At 71.0% G+C, this 23,107-nt stretch carries 21 protein-coding genes and 2 pseudogenes; 10 read left to right on the forward strand and 13 right to left on the reverse strand.

Translation table 11 applies throughout. The annotated features are described in order from the left end of the window. Positions 1-584: 584 nt before the first annotated feature. The 3 genes from ABZ078_RS41130 to ABZ078_RS41140 all read right to left on the reverse strand — a co-directional run bounded on the left by ABZ078_RS41130 (position 585) and on the right by ABZ078_RS41140 (position 4,002). The gene (locus ABZ078_RS41130; protein ID WP_356583651.1) at positions 585-2,048 is read right to left on the reverse strand and encodes a catalase; all 1,464 of its coding nucleotides are present in this window, start codon (positions 2,046-2,048) and stop codon (positions 585-587) included. 187 nt (positions 2,049-2,235) lie between these two features. After that, positions 2,236-3,153 (reverse strand): 2-hydroxy-3-oxopropionate reductase, encoded by a 918-nt coding sequence (locus tag ABZ078_RS41135; protein ID WP_356583652.1) that lies wholly within the window; start codon positions 3,151-3,153, stop codon positions 2,236-2,238. Between the two features lie 27 nt (positions 3,154-3,180). After that, positions 3,181-4,002, reverse strand: a complete 822-nt coding sequence (locus ABZ078_RS41140) for a TIM barrel protein (protein ID WP_356583653.1) — start codon at positions 4,000-4,002, stop codon at positions 3,181-3,183. Between the two features lie 158 nt (positions 4,003-4,160). Between ABZ078_RS41140 and ABZ078_RS41145 the strand changes: the two genes are divergently transcribed. From ABZ078_RS41145 to ABZ078_RS41180, 8 genes are all read left to right on the forward strand, one after another. Continuing rightward, positions 4,161-4,412: a hypothetical protein gene (locus ABZ078_RS41145; protein WP_356583654.1), complete on the forward strand. Its 252-nt coding sequence runs from the start codon at positions 4,161-4,163 to the stop codon at positions 4,410-4,412. After that, entirely contained in the window at positions 4,409-4,777 is a 369-nt protein-coding gene (locus ABZ078_RS41150; RefSeq protein WP_356583655.1) for a helix-turn-helix domain-containing protein, read from the forward strand. Before ABZ078_RS41145 ends, ABZ078_RS41150 begins: the two co-directional genes overlap by 4 nt. Positions 4,778-4,909: 132 nt before the next feature. Further along, positions 4,910-5,419, forward strand: a complete 510-nt coding sequence (gene uraD, locus ABZ078_RS41155; RefSeq protein WP_356583656.1) for a 2-oxo-4-hydroxy-4-carboxy-5-ureidoimidazoline decarboxylase — start codon at positions 4,910-4,912, stop codon at positions 5,417-5,419. A 15-nt stretch (positions 5,420-5,434) separates the two neighbouring features. Beyond that, positions 5,435-5,836: a hydroxyisourate hydrolase gene (uraH, locus tag ABZ078_RS41160; protein WP_356583657.1), complete on the forward strand. Its 402-nt coding sequence runs from the start codon at positions 5,435-5,437 to the stop codon at positions 5,834-5,836. Between the two features lie 5 nt (positions 5,837-5,841). Then, positions 5,842-6,765, forward strand: a complete 924-nt coding sequence (gene pucL, locus ABZ078_RS41165; protein ID WP_356583658.1) for a factor-independent urate hydroxylase — start codon at positions 5,842-5,844, stop codon at positions 6,763-6,765. A 149-nt stretch (positions 6,766-6,914) separates the two neighbouring features. Further along, positions 6,915-8,294, forward strand: a complete 1,380-nt coding sequence (locus ABZ078_RS41170) for an 8-oxoguanine deaminase (protein ID WP_356583659.1) — start codon at positions 6,915-6,917, stop codon at positions 8,292-8,294. Between the two features lie 220 nt (positions 8,295-8,514). Then, the gene (locus ABZ078_RS41175; protein WP_356583660.1) at positions 8,515-9,906 is read left to right on the forward strand and encodes a nucleobase:cation symporter-2 family protein; all 1,392 of its coding nucleotides are present in this window, start codon (positions 8,515-8,517) and stop codon (positions 9,904-9,906) included. Positions 9,907-10,257: 351 nt separating this feature from the next. After that, on the forward strand, positions 10,258-11,943 hold the full coding sequence (locus tag ABZ078_RS41180; RefSeq protein WP_356583661.1) for a serine/threonine-protein kinase: 1,686 nt from the start codon (positions 10,258-10,260) through the stop codon (positions 11,941-11,943). 78 nt (positions 11,944-12,021) lie between these two features. On the opposite strand, the gene ABZ078_RS41185 is transcribed toward ABZ078_RS41180, so the two are convergent. The 7 genes and pseudogenes from ABZ078_RS41185 to ABZ078_RS41215 all read right to left on the reverse strand — a co-directional run bounded on the left by ABZ078_RS41185 (position 12,022) and on the right by ABZ078_RS41215 (position 18,329). Next, positions 12,022-12,471 carry a spore-associated protein gene (locus tag ABZ078_RS41185; RefSeq protein WP_356583662.1) on the reverse strand — a complete coding sequence of 150 codons (450 nt, stop codon included), beginning with the start codon at positions 12,469-12,471 and terminating at the stop codon, positions 12,022-12,024. Positions 12,472-12,615: 144 nt separating this feature from the next. After that, entirely contained in the window at positions 12,616-13,038 is a 423-nt protein-coding gene (locus tag ABZ078_RS41190) for an acyl-CoA thioesterase (RefSeq protein ID WP_356583663.1), read from the reverse strand. A gap of 52 nt (positions 13,039-13,090) precedes the next feature. After that, positions 13,091-13,723, reverse strand: coding sequence for a hypothetical protein (locus ABZ078_RS41195; RefSeq protein ID WP_356583664.1), 633 nt, complete (start codon positions 13,721-13,723; stop codon positions 13,091-13,093). A gap of 50 nt (positions 13,724-13,773) precedes the next feature. Further along, a pseudogene (locus tag ABZ078_RS41200) lies at positions 13,774-14,102 on the reverse strand (histidine phosphatase family protein); the annotation flags it as partial. 164 nt (positions 14,103-14,266) lie between these two features. Then, positions 14,267-14,668, reverse strand: coding sequence for a DUF5955 family protein (locus ABZ078_RS41205; protein ID WP_356583665.1), 402 nt, complete (start codon positions 14,666-14,668; stop codon positions 14,267-14,269). Between the two features lie 11 nt (positions 14,669-14,679). Continuing rightward, the gene (locus tag ABZ078_RS41210; protein WP_356583666.1) at positions 14,680-17,004 is read right to left on the reverse strand and encodes a hypothetical protein; all 2,325 of its coding nucleotides are present in this window, start codon (positions 17,002-17,004) and stop codon (positions 14,680-14,682) included. Between the two features lie 116 nt (positions 17,005-17,120). Then, on the reverse strand, positions 17,121-18,329 hold the full coding sequence (locus ABZ078_RS41215) for a pyridoxal phosphate-dependent aminotransferase (RefSeq protein WP_356583667.1): 1,209 nt from the start codon (positions 18,327-18,329) through the stop codon (positions 17,121-17,123). Between the two features lie 85 nt (positions 18,330-18,414). On the opposite strand from ABZ078_RS41215, the gene ABZ078_RS41220 reads away from it, so the two are divergent. Beyond that, positions 18,415-19,041 (forward strand): helix-turn-helix domain-containing protein, encoded by a 627-nt coding sequence (locus ABZ078_RS41220; protein ID WP_356583668.1) that lies wholly within the window; start codon positions 18,415-18,417, stop codon positions 19,039-19,041. A gap of 55 nt (positions 19,042-19,096) precedes the next feature. Here ABZ078_RS41220 and ABZ078_RS41225 read toward each other — a convergent pair whose 3' ends face one another. Genes ABZ078_RS41225 through ABZ078_RS41235 form a run of 3 tightly spaced genes read right to left on the reverse strand, consistent with a single transcriptional unit; the run spans position 19,097 to position 22,726 of the window. After that, positions 19,097-19,900 carry a hypothetical protein gene (locus tag ABZ078_RS41225; RefSeq protein WP_356583669.1) on the reverse strand — a complete coding sequence of 268 codons (804 nt, stop codon included), beginning with the start codon at positions 19,898-19,900 and terminating at the stop codon, positions 19,097-19,099. Then, entirely contained in the window at positions 19,900-21,168 is a 1,269-nt protein-coding gene (locus ABZ078_RS41230; protein WP_356583670.1) for a VWA domain-containing protein, read from the reverse strand. Before ABZ078_RS41230 ends, ABZ078_RS41225 begins: the two co-directional genes overlap by 1 nt. Positions 21,169-21,211: 43 nt before the next feature. After that, positions 21,212-22,726 carry an IucA/IucC family protein gene (locus ABZ078_RS41235; protein ID WP_356583671.1) on the reverse strand — a complete coding sequence of 505 codons (1,515 nt, stop codon included), beginning with the start codon at positions 22,724-22,726 and terminating at the stop codon, positions 21,212-21,214. Between the two features lie 102 nt (positions 22,727-22,828). On the opposite strand from ABZ078_RS41235, the pseudogene ABZ078_RS41240 reads away from it, so the two are divergent. Next, positions 22,829-23,107, forward strand: a pseudogene (locus ABZ078_RS41240) (hypothetical protein); the annotation flags it as partial.

Raw genomic sequence — 23,107 nt, forward strand, 5'->3', positions numbered from 1 at the left:
CAGGTCCGTGACCGTGGCCATGGCCATGTCCTGGCCGCAGTCGACACCCACCAGTACGCCGGCCATGGGCTGGAAGCAGTAGCGGCGCGCCGGCCCCCGTGCCGGCGGGCCCCGTGTGAGGAGAATGTGCCCTGTGCCGGGGGCGGTTGAAGCCTTCCGGCGCCTGTTCAGAGGTTGATCTGAGGGTTGCGTAGCCGACGTACGCCCGGTGGTGTACGCACGCGGCACGCCGAGAAGCGCCGGGCACGGGATCGTCCGTACCCGGCGCTCCTCGGCCGGTGAGGTATGCGGTTGTGGCCGTCCGACGGTGCGAGGCTGGGCGCGACAGGACGTTCGCGCCGCCGGACGGGGTCTTCGGGGGGCTTGGGACCGCGGCGGATGCGACGGAACCGGGGGCTCCTTCCCTCAGGTCGAAGAAGGAGGCCGGGACCTTCACCACCGCACTGGCTCGCACGCCGCCGCGGTCCTCGTTGCCCGCGCCCCGTGCCGGGCGACCACCCCTCATCCGGGTCGCTCGGCGAGGGAGCGCGGGCGATGCGCCCGTCTCATGACCTCCTGTCAGGAAACGGACGCCGTCTCGGGTGTCAGTCCTCGCGCAGGGCGCGGACCGCCTCCTCCACGCGCTTGCCGTACTCGGGGTCGGCGGCGTGGAAGTGGGCCAGGTTCTTCTCGATCACGTCGTCGCGGGAGACCTGGGAGAGGCCGCCGGCGATGTTGGCGATCAGGCGGGACCTCTCGTCGGCGGACATCAGGCGGTACAGCTCGCCGGCCTGGAAGAAGTCGTCGTCCTTGGTGTGGAGAGGGGCCTCGTGGGTGCCCGTGTGGCCGGTCACCGCCAACGGGGCCGACAGGGGGCGGCCGGTCTCCACCGGGCCGTCGTAGGAGTTCGGCTCGTAGTTCTTCGCCGCGCGGCCCTGGGCGTTGGTCGCCATGAAGCCGTCACGGCCGTAGTTGGCGGCGCCACCCGGCACGGCCTTCGGGGCGTTGACCGCGAGCTGGGTGTGGTTGACGCCCAGGCGGTAGCGGTGGGCGTCCGCGTAGGCGAACAGGCGGCCCTGGAGCATCTTGTCCGGGGAAGGACCGATGCCGGGCACGAAGTTGTTCGGCGAGAACGCGGCCTGCTCGACCTCGGCGAAGACGTTGTCCGGGTTGCGGTCCAGGACCAGCCGGCCCACGCGCTGGAGCGGGTAGTCCTTGTGCGGCCAGACCTTGGTGAGGTCGAAGGGGTTGAAGCGGTAGTCGGCCGCCTCGGCCGCCGGCATGAGCTGCACGTACAGCGTCCAGGACGGGTGCACACCCCGCTCGATGGCCTGGAGCAGGTCCGTCTGGTGGGAGCTCGGGTCCTTGCCCGCGAGCTCGGCGGCCTGCTCGCTGCTCAGGCAGCGGATGCCCTGGTTGGTCTTGAAGTGGTACTTGACGAAGAACGCCTCGCCCGCGGCGTTCGTCCACTGGTAGGTGTGCGAGCCGTAGCCGTTCATGTGGCGGTAGGACGCCGGGATGCCGCGGTCGCCCATCAGCCATGTCACCTGGTGCGTGGCCTCGGGGGCGTGCGCCCAGAAGTCCCAGACGTTGTCCGGCTCCTGGCGGCCGGTGAACGGGTCGCGCTTCTGCGAGTGGATGAAGTCGGGGAACTTGATCGGGTCCTTGATGAAGAACACCGGGGTGTTGTTCCCGACGAGGTCGTAATTGCCCTCCGCCGTATAGAACTTGACCGCGAAACCGCGCGGGTCGCGGACCGCGTCCGCGCCGCCGAGGCTGTCGGCCACGGTGGAGAAGCGCAGGAACACCTCGGTCCGCTTGCCGACCTCGCTGAGGAAGTCGGCGTGGGTGAAGCCGGTGACGTCGTCGGTCACCTCGAAGTGGCCGTACGCGCCGGAGCCACGGGCGTGCACCACGCGCTCCGGGATGCGCTCGCGGTTGAAGCGCGCCAGCTTCTCCAGGAGGTGCTGGTCCTGGAGCAGGAGCGGGCCGCCGACGCCGGCGGAGGCGGAGTTCTGGTTGTCGGCGACCGGGGCGCCGGACTCGGTGGTGAGCACGCGCTTCGACATCGTGGACCTTCCATGCGGTGGCACTTCCGTGCTGGTGGCAGCGGAAAACTGTTTCCGCTTGGTGGAGCGTAGAAGTGAGGGAAACTGAGCGTCAACAGTTTGTTGAAGTTGATTCCGGGCGACGCCCCCGCCTGGGCGCGACAGGACAGGTGTCAGCGGAGGCGCCGCCCGGAAGTCTCGGGGTCGGTCAGACCTGGGCGCCGGACAGGCGCTCCACGGCCCGCAGCAGGGCCGAGTGGTCCAGGCCGCCGTCGCCCTGCGCACGCAGGGACGCGACCAGCTGGGCGACCACGGCGCCGACCGGCAGGGCCGCGCCGACGCCTCGGGCGGCGTCCGTGACGATGCCCATGTCCTTGTGGTGCAGGTCGATCCGGAAGCCGGGCTTGAAGTCCCGGTTCAGGAAGTTGTCCTTCTTGCGCGTCAGCACGGTGGAGCCCGCCAGGCCGCCGTTCAGGACGTCCAGCGCGGCGTTCAGGTCCACGCCCGACTTCTCCAGGAAGACCACGGCCTCGGCGCACGCCTGGATGTTCACGGCGACGATCAGCTGGTTGGCCGCCTTGACGGTCTGGCCCGAGCCGTGCGGACCGCACAGCACGATGGTCTTGCCGAGCGCCTCGAAGATCGGCTTCGCGGTGTCGAAGTCGGCCTGCTCGCCACCGACCATGATCGACAGCACGGCCTCGATCGCGCCGGCCTCGCCGCCGGACACGGGCGCGTCCAGGACGCGGATGCCCTTGTCCTTGGCCGCCTTCGCCAGGTCGACCGAGGTCTGCGGGGTGATCGAGGACATGTCGATCAGCAGCGCGCCGGACCTGGCGTTCTCCAGGATGCCGTCGGGGCCGTAGGCGATGGCCTCGACCTGCGGGGAGGCCGGGACCATCGTGATGACGACGTCCGCGTCCTTCACGGCCTCGGCGATCGAACCGGCGACCGTGCCGCCGGCGGCGGCCAGGCGGTCCAGCTTGTCCTGCTCCAGTGTGAAGCCGGTGACCTGGTAACCCGCCTTGATCAGGTTCTCGGACATGGGGGAGCCCATGATGCCGAGGCCGATCCAGGCGATCGCCGGGCGGGTCGGGCGGGAAGAAGCTGCGGGTGCGTTGCTCATTCGGGGGTACCTCTCAGTTCAGGGGGGTCAGCGGGACAGCCAGTCGAACGCCTCGGCGCTCGGGCGGTCGCCGGGCTTGTACTCGAGGCCGACCCAGCCGCCGTAACCGGCCTTCCGCAGCTGGTCGAGGAGGTCCTCCAGCGGCAGCGAGCCCGTGCCCGGGCCGCCGCGGCCGGGGTTGTCGGCGATCTGCACATGGCCGGTCTTCGCGGCGTACTCCTCGATCACCGACGGCAGGTCCTCGCCGTTCATGGACAGGTGGTACAGGTCCATCAGGAACTTCGCGTTGCCCAGACCGGTCGCCGCGTTCACCTTGTCCACGACGCCCACCGCGGCGGGCGCGCTGACCAGCGGGTACAGCGGCGACTCGGGCTTGTTCAGGGCCTCGATCAGCAGGATCGCGCCGATCCGGTCGGCGGCCCGGGCCGCCAGCACCAGGTTCTCCAGCGCCAGCGTGTCCTGCTCGGCCGGGTCCACGCCGTCGACGCGGTTGCCGTACAGGGCGTTGAGCGCCTTGCAGTCCAGGGCGGCGGCGAAGTCCGCGGCCACGTCGATGTTGGCGCGGAACTTCTCCGACTCCTCGCCGGGGACCGACAGGGCGCCGCGGTCGGGGCCGGGCAGCCGGCCGGCGTAGAAGTTCAGGCCCGTGAGCTGGACGCCCGCGTCCTCGATCGCCTTCTGCAGGGCGTCGAGCTCGGACTGCTCGGGGGTGGGGGAGTCGACCCAGGGCCACCACAGCTCGACCGCCGTGAAGCCGGCCGCGGCGGCGGCCGCCGGGCGCTCCAGGAGCGGGAGTTCCGTGAAGAGGATCGACAGGTTGACGTTGAAGCGCTGCTCTGCGAATCCCATGTCGCCGGCGCTCCCTTCCGTTGTCGAGATTCCGTAATACGGAAGTTAGTTTCTGCGTATTGGAAGATTGCCGCCGTGTGTCGGGGCTTGTCAAGAGGGGTCGTGCCGGAGGAGGAAGGGGCTGCCCGAACCATCCGTGCGCGCGTTAGGTTGAGCGCGTGCGATTGAGAGTGGAGTTCACGACCGAGCCGTTCGACCTCGACGAGGCGCCCGCGCACGCGCTGGTGGCCCGCGAGGTCATCGAGGTGGCCGAGCTCGACGCGGTGGACGTCGGCCCCTTCGGCAACACGGCGGAGGGCGGTGCCGACGTCGTACTCACGGCCGTGGACGCCCTGCTGCGCAAGACCCTGGAGGCCGGCGCCACCCGGATCTCGCTCCAGCTCAACGTGGTCGGGGAGGGCGAGGAGTGACCGGGACCGGGGACGAGTCCTTCATCGCGGCCGTGAAGCCGCTGGTCGACGCCATGGGCGGCGAGATCCTCCCGCCGGACGAGGCCGGCCCCGAGGATGTCGTGCTCTCCTGGGAGGGTGCCGACGTCGTCGCCGTACGCCTGCCCCAGTTGGCCGACTCCCTCGACCACATCCTGGCCGCCATGGAGCGCAGGAAGGGCAGGCCCCTGGCGGAGCTGGACCGCAAGGCCAAGCAGGAGGTCGTGCGGATACTGGAGGCGCGTGGCGCCTTCTCCGTACGGCACGGTGTGGAGACCGTGGCGAGCGCGCTCGGGGTGAGCCGCTTCACGGTCTACAACTACCTGAACCGGGAGAAGAACCCCTGACGGGGGCCGCGGGGGCCGCCCGGTTTCGTCACCGCGAATTTTCAACAAAGTGTTGACGTCTCGTCGTCGTAGGGCGTTAGCTATCGGCACGCCCGTTCAGTACGAAGGCCCTGCGCGGCCACGGAGGCTCCCGTGACGTCGAATTCCACGCCCCCGGGCCTGACCCGGTTCAACGCCCTGGAGGAGCACGCGGCCTTCGCCGCTCTCCACGAGGCGTGCGCCTCCACGGCATGGGCGAAGCGGCTGCTCGCCGCCCGCCCCTACGCCACCGCCGACGACCTCTTCGCCGCCAGTGACGCCGCCATGGCCGAGCTGACCACCGAGGACCTCCAGGAGGCGATGGCCGGGCACCCGCCGATCGGCCGCCCCAAGCCGGGCGACCCGGCCTCGGCCCGGGAGCAGCGCGGTATGGCCGGCGCCTCCGAGGAACTCAGGGCGGAGATGCTCGAACTGAACCTGGCCTACCAGGACAGGTTCGGCCACGTCTTCCTGATCTGCGCCACCGGCCGGACCGGCGAGCAGATGCGCGACGCGGTCAAGGAACGGATCGGGAACTCGCCGGAGCAGGAGCGGGAGATCGTCCGCACCGAGCTGGGCAAGATCAACCGTATCCGGCTCGCCCGACTCGTCGGAGAAGACTGAAGAGGACGCCTGACCATGAGCACCAGCACCACCGCCTCCGTGTCCACGCACATCCTGGACACCAGCGTCGGCCGCCCCGCCGAGGCCGTCGCCGTCCAGCTCTCCGCCCGCTCGGGCCGGGATGCGCACTGGCAGGCGCTCGGCGGCTCCGCGACCGACGCGGACGGGCGGTGCAAGGACCTCCCGGCGCTGCCGGAGGGGACCACCCACGTACGGCTCGACTTCGCCGTCGAGTCCTACTTCGAGAAATTCGCGAAGAAGCAAGCCGATGCGCAGCAGGACGCCCCCGCGAATCGGGACAGCGGTGCCGTGTTCTTCCCCGAGGTGGCGATCACCTTCGCCGTGCAGCCCGGGGAGCACTACCACGTACCGCTGCTGCTCAACCCGTTCGGCTACTCCGTTTACCGAGGGAGCTAGCAGACATGCCCACGATCCTGGGACAGAACCAGTACGGCAAGGCCGAGAACCGAGTCGTAAAGATCACGCGGGACGGCGCCACCCACCACATCAAGGACCTCAATGTCTCGGTCGCGCTCTCCGGCGACATGGACGAGGTCCACTACTCCGGCTCGAACGCCAACGTCCTGCCGACCGACACCACCAAGAACACGGTGTACGCGTTCGCCAAGGAGTACGGCATCGAGTCCGCCGAGCAGTTCGGCATCCACCTCGCCCGGCACTTCGTGACCTCGCAGGAGCCGATCCACCGGGCCCGGATCCGCATCGAGGAGTACGCCTGGGAGCGGATCGAGGCCTCCGACGCCAACTCGCAGTTCATCGGCTCCGACGAGGTCAAGCACTCCTTCGTCCGCAAGGGCCAGGAGACACGGCTCACGCAGATCACCTACGACGGTGAGAAGTGGGAGGTCGTCTCCGGTCTGAAGGACCTCGTCGTGATGAACTCGACCAACTCCGAGTTCTGGGGCTACGTCAAGGACAAGTACACGACGCTGAAGGAGGCGTACGACCGCATCCTGGCCACCCAGGTCTCCGGCCGCTGGCGGTTCAACTGGACCGACGACGAGCAGCGGATGCCCAACTGGGAGAAGTCCTACGAGCAGACCAAGAAGCACATGCTCCAGGCCTTCGCCGAGACCTACTCGCTCTCGCTCCAGCAGACGCTCTACCAGATGGGCGCGCGCATCATCAACAACCGCAGCGAGATCGACGAGGTCCGCTTCTCCCTCCCGAACAAGCACCACTTCCTGGTGGACCTGGAGCCGTTCGGGCTGAAGAACGACAACGAGGTGTACTTCGCCGCCGACCGCCCCTACGGCCTGATCGAGGCCACCATCCTGCGGGACGGCTGTGAGGCGAGGATCCCCGAGGATCTCACCAACCTGTAAGCCAGCAACTCCATTTCGGCACCCGCGGCCGACGGGGCGGGCTTTTGAGGCCCGGGCTTGTGAAGGCCCCCGGCCGCGGTACTCAAATCCCCAGGGGTCCTGCCGTGCCCTCTCCACATCAGCACATCACTCGTTCAAAGGGACGAATCATGGCAGCAGCCCAGCGCATCGTCATCGAGAACTGTTCGATCGCGACGGTGGACGCGAACGACACCGAGTACGCCACGGGCCACATCGTCATCGCGGACAACCGCATCGAGTCGCTCGGCGCGGGCAAGGCCCCCGAGGGCCTGGAGAACGTCGTACGCCGCATCGACGCCACCGGGCACCTGGTGACCCCCGGCCTGATCAACACCCACCACCACTTCTACCAGTGGATCACCCGGGGTCTGGCCACGGACCACAACCTCTTCAACTGGCTCGTCGCCCTCTATCCGACCTGGGCGCGCATCGACGAGCAGATGGTGCACTCGGCCGCGCAGGGCTCGCTGGCGATGATGGCCCGCGGTGGCGTGACCACCGCCATGGACCACCACTACGTCTTCCCGAAGGACTCCGGCGACCTGTCCGGCGCCATCATCCGCGCCGCCCGCGACATGGGCGTCCGCTTCACCCTCGCCCGTGGCTCGATGGACCGCAGCGAGAAGGACGGCGGGCTGCCGCCGGACTTCGCGGTGGAGACCCTCGAAGGCGCGCTGGCCGCGACCGAGGAGACCGTCAAGCAGCACCACGACGCCTCCTTCGACGCGATGACCCAGGTCGCCGTCGCCCCCTGCTCCCCGTTCTCCGTCTCGACGGAACTCATGCGCGACGGCGCCGAGCTGGCCCGCCGCCTCGGTGTACGGCTGCACACCCACGGCTCGGAGACCGTGGAGGAGGAGAAGTTCTGCCACGAGCTGTTCGGCATGGGCCCGACCGACTACTTCGAGTCCACCGGCTGGCTCGGCGAGGACGTGTGGATGGCGCACTGCGTCCACATGAACGACTCCGACATCGCCGCCTTCGCCCGCACGAAGACCGGTGTCGCCCACTGCCCCTCCTCCAACGCCCGCCTCGCGGCCGGCATCGCCCGCGTCCCCGACATGCTCAGGGCCGGCGTCCCGGTCGGCCTCGGCGTCGACGGCACGGCGTCCAACGAGTCCGGCGAACTGCACACCGAACTGCGCAACGCCCTGCTCATCAACCGCCTCGGCGCCCACAGGGAAGCGGCGCTGAACGCCCGGCAGGCCCTGCGGCTCGGCACGTACGGCGGCGCCCAGGTCCTCGGCCGCGCGAACGAGATCGGCTCGCTGGAGGCCGGCAAGCTGGCCGACCTCGTGCTGTGGAAGCTGGACACCCTCGCCCACGCCTCCATCGCCGACCCGGTGACCGCGCTGGTCTTCGGCGCGGCGGCCCCGGTCACGGCGTCGTTCGTGAACGGACGCCAGATCGTGGCGGACGGGCGGCTGCTCACGGCCGACGAGGACGCGATCGCCCGCTCGACGCGGGACGAGGCACAGCGGCTGGCGAGGATCGCCGCGCAGGGCTGAACACCCGGATGACTCCGGCCGGGAGGGACGGCTCCCGGCCGGTAGCCGTGGACCCGAGCGGGGTCCATGGCGGCCGTCCCCGGGGCGTGCGTGGACGCGCGCGCCCCGGAACGGTCACCCGTCACCTGTATGCCCGGTCCCGCACGACCACCCGCACCACCTCCCTGAAACCCACGGCAGCCAAGTGCGCGGCCGTGTAACCGACCGGAGGGAAGCCGCAGTGGCCGACCACCCCGTTGACGAGAAACTCCCCGCCCTGAAAATGGCGACCACCGGCCTCCAACACGTGGCCGCCATGTACGCGGGAGTCGTCGCCCCACCCCTGATCGTCGGCGCGGCCATAGGCCTGACCGCCACCGACCTGACCTTCCTCACCGGCGCCTGCCTGTTCACCGCGGGCCTGGCCACCTTCCTGCAAACCCTCGGCGTCTGGAAGATCGGCGCCCGGCTGCCCTTCGTCAACGGCGTCACCTTCGCGGGCGTCGCCCCCATGACCGCGATCGTCGCCTCCACCGAGGACAAGTCCGACGCGCTGCCGATCATCTTCGGCGCGGTCATCGTCGCCGGCCTCCTGGGCTTCCTCGCCGCCCCCTTCTTCAGCAAGGCCGTCCGCTTCTTCCCGCCGGTGGTGACGGGTACGGTCATCACGCTGATCGGCATCTCCCTGCTGCCCGTCGCCTTCGGCTGGGCGCAGGGCCCGAACCCGGCCGCGCACGACTACGGTTCGGCGACGAACCTGGGCCTGGCGGCGGGAACGTTGCTGATCGTCCTGCTCCTGCGCCGCTTCACCACGGGCTTCGTCAAGCAGATCGCCGTACTGCTCGGCCTGGTCGCCGGCACGCTGATCGCGATCCCGTTCGGAGTCACGGACTTCGGCCCGGTCGCGGACGCGGACGTCATCGGCTTCCCGACGCCGTTCCACTTCGGTGCCCCGCAGTTCCAGCTCGCCGCGATCATCTCGCTGTGCGTGGTGATGGTGGTCTCCATGACCGAATCGACCGCCGACATGCTGGCGCTCGGTGAGATCGTCGACCGCCCGGCCGACGAGAAGACCATCGCCGCGGGCCTGCGCGCCGACACCCTCGGCTCGGCGATCAGCCCCCTCTTCAACGGCTTCATGTGCAGCGCCTTCGCGCAGAACATCGGCCTGGTCGCGATGACGAAGATCCGCAGCCGGTACGTCGTCGCCGTGGGCGGCGGCTTCCTGGTGCTGATGGGCCTGTGCCCGATGGCCGCCTCGCTCATCGCGGTCGTACCGCGCCCGGTGCTCGGCGGCGCGGGCGTCGTCCTGTTCGGCTCCGTGGCCGCGAGCGGCATCCAGACGCTCGTCCGGGCCGGCCTGGACAAGGACAACAACGTCCTGATCGTCGCCGTCTCGCTGGCCGTCGGCATCGTCCCGATCACGGCGCCGGAGTTCTACCACGCCTTCCCGGAGACGGCGAGGATCGTCCTGGACTCGGGCATCTCGACGGGCTGCGTGGCGGCGGTGCTGCTGAACCTGGTCTTCAACCACCTCGGCGACGGTGGCCGGGACGCCCATGACGTGACCCACCCGATGGAGGCGGGGGAGGAGCTCACCGGGACGGCGACCCGGGCCCCCACCACTCCATGAGGTCGAGAGCTTGGGGGAACGTGTGGCGGCGCCTCGGGCACGAACTCCTCGCTGATCGGGTGCAGTTCACGGTAGGAGGTCTGCTTTTCGGGATCGGCCGCCGTGAACCCGTCCGCGTCCTGCACGTCGGCGACCGCCGCGCCGAGGCCCAGCATGGAGTACGGACCCGGGACCGGGCCGTCGGCCTCGATGTCGACGGAGATCCAGAGGCTGGGTCTGATGCGTCGTGCGGCCATGAAGCGGGAGCTTCCCAGGTGGCCGTGGCTTCCCGTATCCGAATTCCGCTTAAGCTTCTGCCTCGGTCAATGTGACGTTGACCGGGGATTCAGGGGATGAGGGGGGAAGCGGCCCATGAGCGACGCGACCGAGGTGTTCGAGCCACTCCAGGCGGACGACCCGCCCGTGGTGGCCGGGTACCGCCTCGCCGCCCGGCTCGGCGCGGGTGGCATGGGCCGGGTCTACCTGTCGCACACGCAGGGCGGCCGACCGGTGGCGGTCAAGGTGGTACGGCCGGAGCTGGCCGACGACCCGGAATTCAGGCGGCGGTTCCGCCGGGAGGTGGAGGCGGCCCGGCGGGTGCGCGGCGCCTACACCGCCGAGTTGATCGACGCCGACGCGGACGGCGTCCCGCCCTGGTCGGCCACGCTCTACGTGCCCGGCCCCTCCCTGACGCAGGCCGTCGCCCGCCGTGGACCGCTGCCGGTGCCCGCGGTGCTGTGGCTGGTGGCGGGGGTGGCCGAGGCGTTGCAGGCCATCCACGGTGCGGGAATCGTGCACCGGGACCTGAAGCCGTCGAACGTGCTGCTCGCCGCCGACGGGCCGCGTGTGATCGACTTCGGCATCTCGCTGGCCGCCGACTTCACCTCCTACACCGCCACGGGCTCCGCCGTCGGCACGCCCCACTTCATGGCTCCCGAGCAGGCGTCCGCGGGTGAGGTCACGACGGCGACCGACGTCTTCGCGCTGGGCCAGACCGCGGCGTTCGCGGCGCTGGGCCGGCCGCTGTACGGGGAGGGCTCCGCGCCCAGCGTGCTGTACCGGATCGTGCATGAGAGACCCGACCTGTCCGCACTGCCCGAGCCGCTGCGTCCGCTGCTCGACCGATGCCTGGCCACGGACCCGCAGGAGCGGGCGTCCCTGGCGGAGATCGTCGAGTGGTGCCGACGGCGGCTGGGCGCGGACGCCGACGCGGGCGCGGGCCCGGCCGTCTGGCGGGAGATCATGGGGCCGCAGGTGACGGTTCCGTCGCCGGTCCCCGACTCCACCCGGGTGCAGACCCGGCCGTTCGTCGTCACGCAGCCACAGCAGCAGTCGGCGGGGCCGGACGCGCGGCGGGCGCGCGGACGGCGCACCGCGCTGATCACGACCGCGGCCGTGGCGGCCGGGGCCCTGGTGCTGACGGGCCTGACATGGGGGGTCCCGGACGCGGGGGACAGGCTCCGCGACTGGGTCGCGGGCGCGCTGTCGACGTCCGGCTCCGAGGACTCCTCCCGGTCCGCGCAGTCGAACTCGAACTCGAAGTCGGGTGCGGAGGCGGATGCGGAGTCGTCGACGACGCCGCCATCGGTATCCGGGTCCGAGGCGGGGTCCGGGGCCGAGACGGGATCCGGGGGCGGGGCACCGAACGCGTCGGCCTCCTCCCCGGCCGCGTCCAAGTCGCCGCAAGCCATTCCGAACCCCCTCCAGATGCTGGACGCGAAGACCTCGCTGAGCTTCGAGAAGCCGTTCCAACGCGACGACCGCAAGGGAGACATCCGCTTCGACTGCAAGGACGCCGGCTGCGCGTTGGACAGCGACACCAGCGTCTTCGTCCAGATCTTCGGTGAGCCGGGGACGTCCCTCGACGAGTGCCGGCTCATGCTCGCCAGCGCCAAGAGCCACCGCTGGCCGCTGGCCTCGACGGCGAACGGCAGCGAGATCTGCGTCAAGCACTCCTCCGGGGACATCGCGCTGCTCGTGATCCAGACGAAGTCCACCGCGGTGCCGGATCTCGCCTTCGTCCAGATGGACATGACGATCTGGCGGAAGGCCGCCTAGTCGCCCCGTCGGCGACACGCGCTCGCCCCGGCAGAACTCCGGGAGTCCTGCCGGGGCGAGCGGCGTCACTGTGGCGGGTCAGCGGGTGAAGGTCACCCGGTGCTCCTTCAGCGAGCCACAGTTGGAGCCCGTGACCTGCACGTGCACGTTGTTGATGTGGCCGCCCCAGTCCACGCAGTAGCCCTTGCCGTAGACGTAGGTCGGTCCGGCGTACGAGGTGTACCGCCCGTAGTCCTCGTCGTACTCACCGGTGTCGGGGACGCCGATCCACGAGGACATGTCCATCGCGGTGCCCGGGTTGCTGCGGATGGTCACCACGCAGTTCTTGCCGTTGGTGGCGTTGTACGTCAGGTAGACGGTGCCCAGCGAGCCGACGGCCGCGGAGTTCACGGTCTTGTAGCTGCTTCCGCAGACCTTCTGCGGTGTGGTGTTGGGTGCGGCGGAGGCGGGCGCCGTCAGGGCGGCCGTGGTCCCCACCGTCAGGGCCGCTAAGGCGGCGGCGGACAGGACAGAGCGCGCGTATCGCATATTTCCCCCTGGTATCCATTGGAGCTGGTTGCTCCTGCATGGTGTGACCCTCGGGGTATCCGAATGGTTGTGCTCAGTTCTGCCGCTTCTTCAACACCGCCGCCGCCGGCACCAGCGCCCACGGCGAGCGGTCCGCCGGTATGGCTAGAGCCCGAACAGGCTCGGGTCCGACGCCAGTTCCTTGAAGATCTCGTCGGGGCGGGCGACCAGCTTGCGCTCCTTGAGGTCCAGGATGCCGCCCACCGCCGTGATCTCGGCCGCCACCGTGCCGTCGGTCCTGCGGATGGTCTGCTCGATGCTGAACGTCTTGCCGCCGCTCCAGACGAAGGCGCACGTCACCTCGACCTCGTCGCCCGCGAGCAGCTCCCGCTTGTAGCGGATGGTCGTCTCCAGGGCCACCGGCCCCACGCCCCTGGAGACGAGTCCGGTCTGGCTGATCCCGGCCGCCTGGAGCAGCGCCCAGCGGGCGTGTTCGGCGTAGTTCAGGTACACCGCCTGGTTGAGGTGTCCCTGTACATCCGTCTCATAGCCACGGACGGTCACCGGAACGGAGAACGACTCGGTCACGACTTCCCCTTCGCGTGCGCTTCCTGGTTGTTCCGATCCTGACATGTGCCCCCTACATCCGTCTCGGGGATGCCAGCAGATATCGCGCTCTTGTACGAGGCTCGGTGTGTTCGCCGACCTGCCACCCCGCCCCGTCCAGGGTGGCGGCGCAGGCCCGCAGCCGCGCGCCGTCCGGGTCGTGCACGGCGACCGCCTCCGGTTGCGGGGTGGCCCGCACCCGGTAGCCCTCCTCGGGGCCCGGCCCCGCCGGAGTGTGCCCGGCGGCCTCCAGGGCGAGCGCGGCGGCCTGCACCAGATGCGTACGCTCCCAGCCGCACGGCCGGTCCACGGCCCCGTCCGGATTGGTCATCCGGCGCAGCTCCAGCAGACCCTGCCAGGCGCTGTGCACCTCACGGACGCGGGACGGCCCCGGCGCCGGCGCGTCCTCCTCGCCGCCGATGCGCGCGGCGAACACGCCGGTGCTCGCGGGATCCTCCTCGGCGGACTCGGGGCGCTGCGGCCGCGCCTCCCGTATCCGATGCCCCGCCGGCGTCAGAAAGTGATCGTGCGGCGGCCGCGGGTGCCGGAAGGCGAGCCCCCGCTTCACCAGCGCGGCCAGCTGCGCCTCCGTACCCCTGAGGCGTCCCGTGACGGGATCGGCGGCGTCGATGACACGCCGCTGCGCTGCGGTCGGTGGCCTGGTCACGGCGTGCTCCTTCCCGGGCGCTCGGACACGCGCCCCCACTGCCGGGAAGGCTACGACCCGGGTCTGACATTCCACCCGGCGTATCACCGGCAGCCCGTGCTGGCAGCCCGTGCTCCGTGCCCAGCCGGCACACCGTCCCCGTCACCCACTGGAACAGCGGCCCGTCCGCCGCCGGCAGCCCGAGCAGCCTGGCCGTGAGCACGCGAAGGAAGCTCCCTTGCGCCACCGGCGCCCCGGGAAGCGCGCGGATCGCGTCGACCTGTACGTCGCGCAGCCCGATGAGCTCGGCGGTCTCCCCTGCCCGGCGCAACGGGCCGACGAAGGCGGCCCCGATCCGATGCGAGCGGATCCATGGCACCCGCCGCCGCGCCTCCTGGCGCACAGCGCTGCCGAGCCCCGCAGGGTGGACTGGGCCGGGCGGCCGTCGACAGGCCCGCGGACGGGGACGTACGAAAGTGCGGAGGTGCGGAGGTGCGAAGGTGCGAAGGTGCGGAGGTGCGGAGGCGCGGAGGCGCGAGGGTTGCGAAGGCCGAACGGTCGGGCTCAGGCCCCCGGAAGACCCTGCACCGACGCCGCCAGTTGACCGACCGCGACGACGAGCGGGGCAACCGGCTGGACGAATTCGTTCAGCCGGTCGAGGGCGCGCCGCAGGACGGTCGGCTGCGGTTCCTCCTCCTGGAGTTCCTCGCGCAGCCGGCGCAGTTCCCTGGTGGTGGCCTCGGGGTCGGCGAGTGCCGCGCGGTGCTCCTCCAGCAACCGCTCGACGACGGCGAGGAGTTCGGCGGTGCGTGCGGCCTGCTCGGGGTCCTGCGTCTGGAAGGAGACCGAGCCGGAGAACGCCTGGGCGCCGGGGCCCACGGCCTGGTTGCCCACGTAGTGGGTGCCGCCGCTGATCATGAGGCCGTTGTTGACGGGAGGGTCGTGGCGCCCTTCGTCGTTGCGCATGATGAAGTCCCCTACTTGTCGGAGCCGCCGGCGGCGCTCGGAGCGGAGGCGCCGGACTGTTGCGGGATGTTCTGGGTGGCGGTCGCGCCCGCGCCGATCGCCTGGTTGCCGATGATGCTCATGCCGCCCTGCTGGATGAGCCCCTGGTTGAGGATGGTCTGCTGCTGGGCGCGGAAGTCGGTGATGTCGTAGCCGCGCTCGTCCAGGAACTCCCGGATGGCGGCGAGGGTGTGGAGTTCCACGAGGGAGGTGATCCGCCGGGCGTCCACGACCTGGAAGTAGTTGTGGTACTCGGGGCTCAGCGCCATTTCCCGGATGCTCACCCGGGCGCCGTAGTCGAAGACCGGGTCCTGCTCCATGGCCTTGAGTTCGTCCACCATGCGCCGGGTGTGCCGGTTCTCGAAGCGGGCGTGGCGCAGCGCTCGGGAGGGCGCGGCGAAGAACGCGCCGCCGGTGCGGGCGAGGGAGGCCAGCAGCAGGCCGCGCCTGCCGTCGGCGCCGAGGGGGCCACGCAGCCGGTCCACGACGTGGTAGTCCGCGGCCACCGGGCCGAGCACGTGGTTGTCGCAGTGCAGGTGCAGCGTTCTGCCCGCGGTCGAGAAGTGCAGGAACACGCTCGGCACCACGTCCCCGCCCCACATCGGCACGTGCGCCGCCAGATAGTGGCGGACGGTACCGGTCGGACGCAGCATGATCCGCTCGACCTCTTCGGGGGACAGCCGGACGTTCGGGGTGATGCCGCGCTCCGCCTCGATGAACCGTTCGTCGTCACCGATGGTCGTCCCGCTCGCGAAGATCCGGTCCTCGATGACGAGGGAGCCGAGAGCCTCCTGGCCGGGTTCCGCCGTCCCGTCGGCGACGCCGCGCTCGGCGACCGCGCGCAGTCGTGCGCGGACGTGGTCGACGAGCTCGGCGACCGTGAAGGGCTCCGGCTCCGCGGGGCGGGCCCTGATGCCGACACGGTCGTCGGCGGGCAGGAGCGGCACCGCGAGCGACCACTTGGAGCTGGTCTCCGAGTAGCCGACGAACGGGGTGTATCCGCTGTACACGGTGACGTTGCCGGTCTGGGCCTCCTGGACGGCCGCGAGCCGCTCGGCCATCCACTGCCGCCGGGGGACGGTGGGCCGGGGCTGCCGGGCGAACGTGTCGCGGGTCATGGTGGTGCGCAGCAGCCGGTCGATCTCCAGGTCGTGGTCCACGACCGTCGCGTAGGCGAACGCCACCGCCCCGATCGACGCCATGACGGCCGGTGCCCCGCCCAGATAGGCGCCGAGCAGCCAGTCGACGAAGCCCGGCGCGGGCACAGCCGTGACGACGAAGCGGAAGTAGAAGGCGAGCAGGAGCACCGCCCCCGCCGTGATGGCGCTGCCCACCAGCACCTTCCTGTCGGGCTGGTGGTGGCCGCGGGTGGCCAGGCTCGGCTGGGAGGCGGGGCGTCGGGTGGTCGACAGCAGCAGCGCGACGTACAGCAGCCACAGCGGTGCGAGCAGCGCCACGGCGGCGAACGCCCCCGCGAGGCGCACATCGCGGTGGTGACGCAGCTCCTGTGCCGTCAGGCAGTGGCGTGCCACCGCCACCAGGTCGACATCGGGTGAGGGGGCCACGGCACTGGCCTCGTCGGCCAGGACCTCGTCCACCACCCGGTCGGCGAAGCGTTCGTCCACGTAGGCCGCGGCGCACAGATAGCGGGTGACGTCACCCGGTGCGCTCCCGACCGGCATGCGTACCTGTGGGGTGGTCGTCATGCCGAGCCCTCCCTTTCTCATCATGGCCGGTGACGTCCTTCGGGCGGTGACGGACTTCGGGACACGTGCGCGGGGCAGCCCGAGGGTCGGCAGCGCGAGCAGCACACCGACCGCCAGGCCGAAGACGAGGGCCGAGAGCATGAGGTTCTTCAGCAAGGTGCCGGTCGGCGCGAGTTGCTCGTCGGAGACGAAGGCTTTGAGCAGACCGAACCGCAGCAGGCACGCCAGCCCGGCCGCCGCCACACCCGCGACGAGGCAGCGCGGCCGGCTCGCCCGGCGGCGCATCAGGTGCCACGCGAAGAACGCGAGCCCGGCGAGCAGCGCCGCGACGCAGACGTCGTCGATGACCAGAAAGGTCACGCTGCCGTACTCTCCGGCGGAGTACTGCCAGCCCGGGACGAACGCCGCCTCGACGAGCGTGCGCAGGGTCTCGCTGCCGGAATCCCCGGTGTAGAACGTCTCGATGTAGAAGTCCAGGACCGGCTGCTGCGCCCACGGGCTGCCCCCGGCGACAACGAGCAGGACCAGCAGGGCGATACGGCCACGTAAGTACGGTGACGAGCCGGGCTCACTCCGAAGAGACGAGAACACCTGCCGCTTCCCCCATCCCCGGCCCCAGAGATCAGTGGCCGCACTCTACGGCATCCCCGTTCTCTGTGATCGCGAATCCGCGCACACGGACAGGCCCGGCTCAACCGGCCCTGGCGTCACTGCCGGTACCCGCTCAGGAACCGCCCGATCCGCCCGATGGCCGCCTCCAGGTCGTCCGCGTACGGCAGGGTCAGGATCCGGAAGTGGTCGGGTGCCGGCCAGTTGAAGCCGGTGCCCTGCACGACCTGGATCTTCTCCCGCAGGAGCAGGTCCAGGACGAACCTCTCGTCGTCGTGGATCTTGTGCACCTTGGGATCGATCCGCGGGAACGCGTACAGCGCGCCCTTCGGCTTCACGCAGGACACGCCGGGGATCTCGTTGAGCTTCTCCCAGGCCACATCGCGCTGTTCGTGCAGGCGGCCGCCCGGGGCGGTGAGGTCGGCGATGGACTGCCGGCCGCCGAGCGCGGCCTGGATGGCGTACTGCGCGGGCGCGTTGGCGCACAGCCGCATGGAGGCCAGCATCGTCAGGCCCTCCAGATAGTCCTTCGCGTGCTGCTTGGGGCCGGTGACCACCAGCCAGCCGGAGCGGAAGCCCGCCACCCGGTACGTCTTCGACAGTCCGCAGAAGGTGAGGACGACGAGGTCGGGGGCGAGGGCCGCGGCCGAGTGGTGCACGGCGCCGTCGTAGAGGATCTGGTCGTAGATCTCGTCGGCGAAGACCATGAGGCCGTGGCGGCGGGCGAGGTCGAGGATGCCCTCGACGATCTCCTTGGGGTAGACCGCGCCGGTGGGGTTGTTCGGGTTGATGATGACCACGGCGCGCGTGCGGTCCGTGATCTTCGACGCCATGTCGTCCAGGTCCGGGTACCAGTCGGCCTGCTCGTCGCAGAGGTAGTGGACCGCCTTGCCGCCGGCGAGGGTCGTCACCGCCGTCCACAGCGGGAAGTCCGGGGCGGGGACGAGGACTTCGTCGCCGTCCTCGACCAGTGCCTGTACGGCCATGGAGACCAGCTCGGACACGCCGTTGCCGAGGAAGACGTCGTCGACGTCGACCTCCAGACCCAGCGTCTGGTAGCGCTGGGCCACGGCCCGGCGGGCGGAGAGGACGCCGCGCGAGTCGGTGTAGCCGTGCGCCCGGGGCAGCATCCGGATCATGTCCTGGAGGATCTCCTCCGGCGCCTCGAAGCCGAAGAGGGCGGGGTTGCCCGTGTTGAGGCGCAGCACGCTGTGGCCCGCCTCCTCCAGCGCGTTCGCCTGCTCGATCACCGGGCCGCGGATCTCGTAACAGACCTCGCTCAGCTTGCTCGACTGCCGGAACTCCATGCGCGCGCCCCTCCGGATTCGTGTGTTGCTTGGTTTTACCAAGTTCGAGCTTGGAAAGTCCAACAACATGTCTAGACTGCGTCGCATGTCACCTCGCCGAAGCTACGACCAGTACTGCTCCGCCGCCCGCGCGCTCGACCTCGTCGGCGACCGCTGGACCCTGCTGATCGTCCGGGAGCTGCTGGCCGGCCCGCGGCGCTACACCGACCTGCACGCCGATCTGCCGGGCGTCAGCACGGACGTACTCGCCTCCCGGCTGAAGGACATGGAGCGCGACGGGCTCAGCACGCGGCGCAGGCTGCCGCCGCCCGGCGCGGCGTACGTGTACGAACTCACCCCGCGCGGACGGACGTTGCTGCCGGTCCTCCAGGCGCTGGGGGAGTGGGGGCGGGCCGAGCTCGGCGAGCGGCGGCCCACCGACGCGGTGCGCGCGCACTGGTTCGCGCTGCCGCTGCTGCGCTCGCTGGAGGGTGAGGGGCTGGTCGAGGTCCGGTTGGAGGAAGGGGACTTCCATCTGCACGTGGGCGCCGAGGACGGGCCGGTCTACGGTGACGGGCCCGCTCCCGGGGAGCCGGATGCGCGGTTGGTGCTGGACTCCGGGACGTGTGAGGCGGTCGCCCGGGGGGAGCTGAAGGTGGCCGACGGCGTTCGGGACGGCCGTATCGAGGTCACCGGCGACGGAACCCTCGCCAAGGTGCTGCGGGAGGGATGACGAAAAGGGCCCGCTGTCGAGGACGGCGAGCCCTTTCAGGTCGGTTGGCGAGACGTCAGGCGCCGGGCGGCACCAGCGACGGCCGTCCCGACCCGCGCGTCAGCGCGTACCCGCCGACCCCCGCGAGCGCGGCCAGCGCGCCGCCGACCGCCGTCCACACCCATCGGTCGGACCACCAGCCGGACGCCCAGCCGCCGCTGGGTTCGAGGCTCGCGAGCAGTGCCTGCTCGGTCGACTCCTCCTCGCCGCTGTCGGAGACGGCGCCGGCCCCCGGCACGAGCGGACGGGCCAGCGACCCGTCGACCGCCGCCGCCCCGCCGATGTCCTTGGAGTCGACCCGGACCTCGGCGTCGACGGGCAGTCCGAGGTCGGAGGTCGCCAGGTCCACGACCGTCAGCCGGATGTAGTACGTGCCCGGCAGCGGATCGTTGGCCCACGGCTCGGACCAGGCGCGGACGGTGCGCAGAACACAGGTCGGCCCGACGGAGGCGGCGTCCGCCGCGGCGGTGCGCGTCTGTGCCCCGGACTGACAGGACTGGCGGCGCCGCAGGCCGTCGTACACGTCGAGCTGCCAGGTCTGGGCGGCGTGCGCCTCCGGCAGCTTCACCTTCGCGTGGACGGTGGGGCGCTGTCCGGCGTCCGCCGGGAACGACCAGTACAGGTAGTCGCCCGTGGAGCCGCTCGCGGTGGCCGTCCGGCCCTGCTCGATCTCGGTCGCCGTACGGAAGGAGGTGCCCGCCTCGGTCGGCGCGCCGTCGTCCTGCGACGCGCTCGGGGAGGGCGAGGAGTCGGCGACGGCCGGGGTGACCGCGAGCTCCAGCAGGAGCAGGGCAGCGCTCAACACGCGGGTGATCCACATCAGTTGGTCCTCCAGACCGCGACCCGCCAGCGTGACAGCCAGCCCCAGACGAGACCGGCGAGGAAGCCGGTGAGGACCAGCGCGCCCAGCAGCCACCAGCCGCGCCCGAGACCGAAGGAGGCCACGTCGCTCGACGCGCTGGGCCCGTGCACCACATCGACGGTCAGTTCGAGCGGCAGACCGGGGGTGGTCTGCACGCCACCGGCCGGTGCGAAGGAGTGGGTGACCTGCAGGCACACGGTCTCGGGCGCGACCTCGCCCGCCACGTCCTGCGACTCGGCCTTCGGGTAACGCAGCCCTGTCGAGATCACATCGGTACGGCCGTTGCCCGCCGCCTCGCCGCGCACGATCTCCCGCCCGCGCTCGGTCACCGCCCGCAGCAGCAGCCCGTACGCCGGGTTCACCGCGCGGTCGGCCGCGACGCTCACCGAGGCGCGCAGTTCCCAGCCGTGCGGGACCCGCACGCGGTACCAGCGCTGCTGCCCGAACTCCTCCCGGTCGGTGTACAGCCCGGACTTCAGCGTCGGCGCCTTCGCGCACCGCTCGGCGCCCTCGGTCGCGACCGGCGTCACCACCGGGTCGGCCGCGCGGTCCACCAACTGGTTGACCTTGTCGGCGAGTTCGTCGGTGTGCTCGACCGACGTGAACGTCCCGCCGGTCGCCTCGGCGATACAGCTCAACTGCTGCCGCATCCTTGTGTTCGGGACCAGGCCGAGCGTGTCGATGGTCAGCCCGATGCCCTTGGCGGCTATCTCCCGGGCCACCTCGCACGGGTCGAGCGGGGCGCAGGTGTCCTCACCGTCGCTGATCAGCACGATGCGCTTGGAGCCCTCGCCGCCGTCGAGGTCGTCGGCCGCCTTCAGCAGCGCGGGGCCGATCGGCGTCCAGCCGGTGGGCGTGAGGGTCGCCACCGCCGTCTTGGCCTCGGTGCGGTCCAGCGGGCCGACCGGGTAGAGCTGCGCCGTGTCCTTGCAGCCCGTCTTGCGGTCGTCGCCGGGGTAGTTGGCGCCGAGGGTGCGGATGCCGAGCTGTACCTCCTCGGGCGTCGCGTCCAGCACCTCGTTGAAGGCCTGCTTCGCGGCCGCCATCCGGGACCGGCCGTCGATGTCTTTCGCCCGCATCGAGCCGCTGACGTCGATCACGAGATCGACCTTCGGAGCGGTGGCGGTGGTCTCGTCGGCCATCGCCCCGGCCGGGAAGGCCATCCCGGCCGTGAGCGCGGCGAGCAGGGCACAGACCCCGGCCGCCAGCCGTTGTGTTCTGATCATCGGCGGATCCTATTGATCAAGGGCGGCCGGCTTCAAAACGAGGTCAGAACACCTCGGTCGCCAGCGGATTGGGCAGCTTGGCCCACTGGTCCCCGGGTGTCCCCGGCACCAGCCGCATCAGCGTCAGCGCCTTCGTGGGCAGCGGCTCGTCGAGCAGCGCCACGAGATCGGGGGTGCCCGGCAGATCCCGTACGACGGACTCCAGCGCCCCGCGCAACGCGGCCCCCGAACCGGCCGTACCCGCCAGCGCCCCCGCCACCAGCGAGCCGAACAGCTTGCGGCGCAGGGTCGTCACGTCGTCCGTGACGATCCGGCCGGTCAGCTCCGGCATCGCGATGCCGTGCCGGGCCAGCCGGGCCGGGCTGACCCGGATGTCGGCGAGGTCGCGGTAGACCAGGCGTACCGGGGAGCCGCTCGGGGACAGCACCACGAGCAGGTTCTGGCCGTGCGCCTCCAGCGCGACCCCCAGCTCCAGCAGACGCAGCCCCACGGTGAGGGCGAGACGCGTGAACCCGGCCAGCCAGGCGGGGGATGACGGCAGCCCGGTGGTGGCGAGCGCGGCCACCGGTACGACGCGCTCCCCGTGCCCCGCGTACTCCTGCGGCGACTCGCGCAGCACCGCCGCCAGATCGGGCGAGTGGGCGGTCGCCGCCCCCAGGGTGCGGGTGACGTGCAGCAGCCCGTCCGTGCGCGCCGCGAGGGTCGCCGCGAAGTCCGACAGCGTGGCCGACAGACCGATGGAGTACACCGAGATGTCCCGCACCGAGGACGTCAGCCGGGCGCTCAACGCGGTCTTGACGTGCGGGCCTTCGGGGAGCGCGAGCGTCCGCAGGGACATCAGCGGGTGTGCGGCCATCTCGTCGCCGTAGGAGTCGTGGGGACGCTTGAGCACATGCTCGGCCTGCCAGGGATGCACCGGGATCAGCAGCCGCTCCCCGTCCCGCATGCCCTGCGGCCACGCACCCGTCACCAGGCACTCGTCCGCCCGCACCGGCACCGTCCCCAGCCTGACCACCGGCCCGTGCTCGGGCCCGTACGCCAACTGCTCGGCGACCGAGAAACCGGGCCGGGAACGGCAGTTGGGGTGGAACGGATGCCCGTCGACCACCCGCTGCTCCCACTCCCAGTCGAGCAGCGGCCACTGCTCGCGATGAGCGTCCTGCCCCGCTCGTGACAGCGCCAACGAGGCGACGCTGTGGCCGAGTTCGGCGGCGAACGACGTACCGTGCGGTACGGCGAGGTCGGTCAGCAGCCGGGCCGGATCGTCGTACGGCGTCCCGTCGAGCCGCACGGCGGTGACGTACGCGGCGGTGGAGTACGGGTCCGGGTGCGGGCCGTGCAACCGGCGGCCGTCGGTGAGACGCAGGGTGAGGCCGTGCCGGCCCGGCCGACGCCGGGCGATCCAGGGCAGCGGCTCGTGCGCGAGCGCACGCCACAGCCGGGTCAGCACGGCCGCCCGGGCCCCGGGGAGCTCGGCCGCGTACCGTGACGCGAGTTCGGGGCGGACGTCGGCCAGTTCGGCGGCGACCTCGGCCTCGGCGCTGGGGGGACGGTGCACGGACGGGCTCCTCGGGTACGAGTAGGGCGTAGGGCAGGTGCCGACGACAGACATACTGATCGTCTTCCCGCAGATACGGACCGTAGAGAACGAGTGGATCGCGTGCACCTCAACCCCCCGCCCGCCGCCGGCGCCGACCCGGCCGAGGCCGTCGCGGCCCGCGCCGACGCCCATGCGGTCGCGCCCCTGCTGAACTGCTTCCTGCGGGAGGTGGCCGAGCCGCTTGCGGACCCGGGTGAGCGGCGGGTCTACCGACTGCCCGGCTCCGGCCGCCTGCTGCGGGTGCTCGGCGGTGTACCCGGCGGGGCCGGAGCCGATGACGATGACGTTCCGGATGTCGCTCACGCGGTGACCTCCGACTCGGGCGCGATCTCCTTGATC

It is taken from the genome of Streptomyces sp. NPDC006385 (genome assembly GCF_040612485.1).
Taxonomy (GTDB): Bacteria; Actinomycetota; Actinomycetes; order Streptomycetales; family Streptomycetaceae; genus Streptomyces.